Source organism: Streptomyces sp. NRRL WC-3549, assembly GCF_000721935.1.
GTDB lineage: Bacteria > Actinomycetota > Actinomycetes > Streptomycetales > Streptomycetaceae > Streptomyces.
In genome coordinates this window covers 54929-59436 of record NZ_KL585405.1, presented here as the reverse complement: position 1 = coordinate 59436, position 4508 = coordinate 54929, and the positions used below count along the sequence as shown (strand labels likewise).

The following is a 4508-nucleotide window of genomic DNA, read 5'->3' as shown; positions in this document are numbered from 1 at the left end:
GCGGGTACTGCCGGCCGTGCTGCGGCTGCGGCTGCGGCCGGTGCTGCTGCGGCGGAGGCTGCGGCTGGTACTGCTGGGCCTCCGGGGGCGGCTGCCGGCGCTGCGGACGGCGGCGCAGCGGGTCCTCGCTCGGGTCGAGGTACTGGACCTGGGTCTGCTCGTTGCGGTCACGGGCCGCCCGCAGCTGGGACTGCCAGGGGTGCGGCTCGTCGGGCCGCGGAGGCCCGTCGGGGCCCGGCGGCACGGGGGGCAGGACGGCGGTCGGGTCGGCGTGCCCGCCTCCGCCCGGGGCGCCTCCGCCCGGGGCCTGCGGCAGGACGCTGGTCGGGGCCGCCGGGTCGTACGAGCCCGCGTTGCTCGGCAGCACCTGGGTCGGGTCGGCCGCACCCGGGGTGTCGGGGACGGCGGCGGGCGCCGGGTCGGGGGCGAGCAGCGCCCCCACGCCCTCGGCGGCCGCGATCTGCTCGGAGTTGGCGTGCACGCCGATGCCGGCGCCGACGGTACGCAGCGCCCGGGCCAGGTTCACGGCGCTGGGCCGCTGGCCGGGGTCCTTGCGCAGGCAGCGCTCCATGACCGTCCAGAGCGGTTCGGGGACCGTGCTCGGCCTGCCGGGCTCCTCGCTGAGGTGCCGGTGCAGTACCTCCAGCGCGGTGCCGCCGGCGAACGGCGGGCGTCCGGTGACCAGTTCGTACAGCAGGATGCCCGCGCCGTAGATGTCCACGGCGGAGGTCTGCGGGCGGCCCTCCGCGGACTCGGGTGCCACGTAGGCGGGCGTGCCGACGAACTCGTGGGTCCGGGTCAGCCCCGGGGAGTCGGCCAGCCGCGCGATGCCGAAGTCGGTGAGCATCGGGTGCATCTCGCCGTTGCGCTCGTCGAGCAGCACGTTGGCGGGCTTCAGGTCGCGGTGGACGACGCCGTCGGCGTGGCTGGCGGCGAGCGCGTCCGCGATCTGGGCGGTGAGCAGGGCGGCGGCGACCGGGGTCAGCGGACCGTTCTCCCGCAGGTAGCGGTGCAGGTCGGGGCCGTCGATCAGGTCCATCACCAGGGCGAGCAGATCACCCTCGACGACGAGGTCCCGGGTCCGCACGATGTTCGGGTGGGTGAGCCGCAGCAGCACGGAACGCTCACGCAGGAAGCGCATCACGATGTCCGCGTCGTTGGCCAGCTCCTCCTTGAGCACCTTGATCGCCACGGTCTCACCGGGCTGGCCGGCGACGGCCGCCTCGGCCCCGGCGGTCTCCCGCTGGCGGGCCCGCCGGACGGTACCCGTGGCGCCGCGCCCGAGCGGCTCCTCGAGCAGGTACTTGCTGCCTACCGGCCGCACGTCATGCGCTCCCTGCTGATCGTTGTGCTCGGCGGCCCCCCGGCCCGCCCGGATGTTCCGGCCCACTCTAATGCCGCCGTACAGGGCGCAGGCCGGTCGTCCCGAGCCGGTGGGCGGCCCCCCGCGGACGCGTCCGCTCCGTCCGGGGAAAGACGCGGACACCGGAGGGTCGGTTGACGAACACATGCGCCCACGCCTCCGGGGGAGGACCAAGCAGGCACTTTTACGCCCACACTCGGCCATTCATGATCACTAAGCGGTCACCCCCGGGCGTGTTGTCACTGGCAGGTGCGAGGATGCCTCCAGCACGGAGCCGTGAGGCGGAGCCTCGCCCTCCGTGACGACCTGTACCGGACGACGCGTCCGTGCCGGTGGGGGAATCACAGGGCCGTTCCCCTGCCGGGCACCCCGCGCAGAAGGGACCGCTGACGGCGATGCAGATCCGGCTGACCGTCCTCGCGCCGCGCAGCGGCCAGACCCCGGCGCGCGCCTGCGACGTGCTCGTCACCGCCCCGGCGGGGACGGCGCTCGCCGCCGTCGCCTCCGGCCTCGCCGCCGCCGCGGCCGGGCCGGACGGCTCCCAGGGCGGCGGCGCGGTGGTGCTGTACGCCGGACGCGAGCGCCTCGACACCCAGCGCTGCGCCCTCGGCGAGCCGCCGCTGGTGGACGGCGCGGTGCTCTCGCTCCAGACCCCCGGCGAGGACGAGAGCGCGGACGACACCGTCCCCGCGCGGCTCCACGTGGTCGCCGGACCGGACGCCGGCGGGGTCCACCTGCTGCACGGCGGCCGGATCAGGATCGGCCGCTCCGCCGAGGCCGACGTCCCGCTCGACGACCCGGACGTCTCCCGGCTGCACTGCGCGGTGACCGTCTCCGAGGACGGGCGGGTCTCGGTCGCCGACCTCGACTCCACCAACGGCACGACGCTGGACGGGGCACCGGTCCACGACCGCCCGGTCCGGCTCGCCCCGGGGGCCCTGCTGCGGCTGGGCGAGTCGGCGCTCCGGCTCACGGCCGGCCCGGGCACGCCGTCCCTGACGACGACCCCCGACGGCGAGGGCCACCTCCGGGTGGCCCGGACGGACGCCGGCGACCCGGACCGTCCCGGTGCGGGCACCGGGGACCGCGCATCCGGCGGCGCGCATCCCGCCGCTGCCGGCGGACAGGCCCCGTACGGGACGTTCGGCGGACCGGCCGGCCACGGCGGGACGCGGTACCCGGCGGACGCTTCCCCGCAGCAGCAGACCACCCACGGGCGCGGCACCCCGCTCACCCCCGACGAGCCGCCCCGGCGCGGCGGCATAGGCGCCTGGGCGCGGCGGCTGACCGGCGGCCGGGCCGAACCGGTGCCCGAGCCGGCCCGGCAGCACCCGGGAGCGGCACCCGAGGACACCGACCCGTACGGCACCGCGCCCGTCCGTCCCGCCGCGCCCGCCGGGACCTGGCCGGACCCGGCGGCCGTACTCCTCACCGCCCTGGGCCCCGGCCCCCGGCTGTGGGAGCGCGGCCCCGCGCACCCGGAGGCGCTGGTCGTGCGCCTGGGGACGGCCGAGCGGGCCGGTCTGCCCGCCGTGCCGGTCACCGTGGGCCTGCGGGAGGCCGGGTCGCTCGGGCTCGCGGGGCCGCGGCCCCGGCTGTCCGGCCTGGCCCGGTCGGCCGTGGCGCAGCTCGCCGCCCTGCACTCACCGTTCGACCTGGAGATCGTGCTGATCAGCACGGACCGCACGCGCGCCGCCGAGGAACGGCGCCGCGAGTGGTCCTGGCTCGGCTGGCTGCCCCATCTGCGTCCGCTGCACGGCCAGGACTGCCGGCTCCTGCTGGCCTTCGACCGGGAGCAGGCGGACGCCCGGACCACGGAGCTGGTGCGCCGCATGGACGAGGGCCCGCTGGGCCCCGGCTGGGCGAGCGCCGACCGGTCCGCCGTGGCCGAGGCGGCGCGGGCGTACACGGGCCCCCTCACGGTGGTGGTCGTGGACGGCGACCCCGGCTCCTCGGCCCTGCGCGAGAGCACGGCCGGGCTGGCCCTGGCCGGTGCGGCCGCCGGTATCCACCTCGTGTGCCTGGCGGAGACCCCCGCCGCCTCGCCCACCTCCCCGGTCGACGCGACCTACGACACCGCGTGCCGGGCCTCGATCCCCTTCCGGGAGTGCGGCGCGGTCGCGATGCTGAGCGGTGACGTGGCGACCGCGTTGCGGCTGCTGCGCACGGCGGGCGGCCAGGTGGCGGGGCACGGCACCGTCGCGGCGGTGGACGCGGTGTCGGCGGCGTGGGCCGAGCGGTTCGGGCGCGCCCTCGCGCCCCTGCGCGACGAGGGCTCCGGCGCCCTGGCGGGCCGGCCGGTGGCGGCGGCGCTGCCTCCGTCCGCCCGGCTGCTGGACGAGCTGGGCCTGGCCCGGGCCACCCCGGCCTCCCTGATGGCCCGCTGGGCCTCCACGGCGGAGGACCAGCCGGGTGCGACGGTCCGCGCCGCGGCGACGGCGGCGGACCTGGACACGGCGGGTTCCGGCCGCACCCTGAGCACGGCCCCCCGGACGGACGCACGGGGTGAGGCCCTCCGGGAGACCGGCTCGGGCTCCGTGCGCACCGGTCCCGGGCCCTCCCCGTTCCGGAGCGGCGGGCCCACCCGGTCGGCACCGGGCCTCTCGTCCTATCCGCCCGCCGCCGCCCCGTCCGTGCCCGCACAGCGGCGCGAGGGGCGGGGCGGCACGTCCCCGGGCGCCTCCTACGCGGGCAGGCCCGTGGTCGTACTCGGGGCCGGGCCCCGGGGGCCCCTGACCGTGGACCTGGCCGACGAGGGACCGCACCTGCTGGTCGAGGGACCGGCGGGCAGCGGCCGGACGGAGCTGCTGCGGGCCGTCGCCGCCTCCCTGGCGTCCGCGGCCCGCCCGGACCGGCTCGGCATCCTCCTGATCGACGGCTCAGGAAATGACGGTCTGCGCCCCTGCACGGAACTGCCACACGTCTTCACCCATCTGGTCGCCTCGGACCCGGTACGGATGCGGGAGTTCGCCCAGGCACTCGGCGCCGAGCTCAAGCGGCGTTCGGAGCTGCTGGGCGGCCTGGACTTCGCCGCCTGGCACGCCCGGTACGAGGAGTCGCAGGCGCTCCCGGGGCGGCGCCCCGGCACCGGCGACCCGCGCGGCGACCTCGACTCCCCCGCCACCGGCACCCTGCGGCTGCGGCC

The 4508-nt window shown here is 78.0% G+C and carries 2 protein-coding genes; one reads left to right on the top strand and one right to left on the bottom strand.

Annotated elements, in window-relative coordinates; translation table 11 throughout:
• On the bottom strand, window positions 1-1324 hold a 1324-nt coding region (locus IH13_RS0118250), incomplete at its 3' end, for a serine/threonine-protein kinase (protein WP_199814732.1).
• A gap of 434 nt (window positions 1325-1758) precedes the next feature.
• Between IH13_RS0118250 and IH13_RS0118245 the strand changes: the two genes are divergently transcribed.
• On the top strand, window positions 1759-4508 hold a 2750-nt coding region (locus tag IH13_RS0118245; RefSeq protein WP_031085752.1), incomplete at its 3' end, for an FHA domain-containing protein.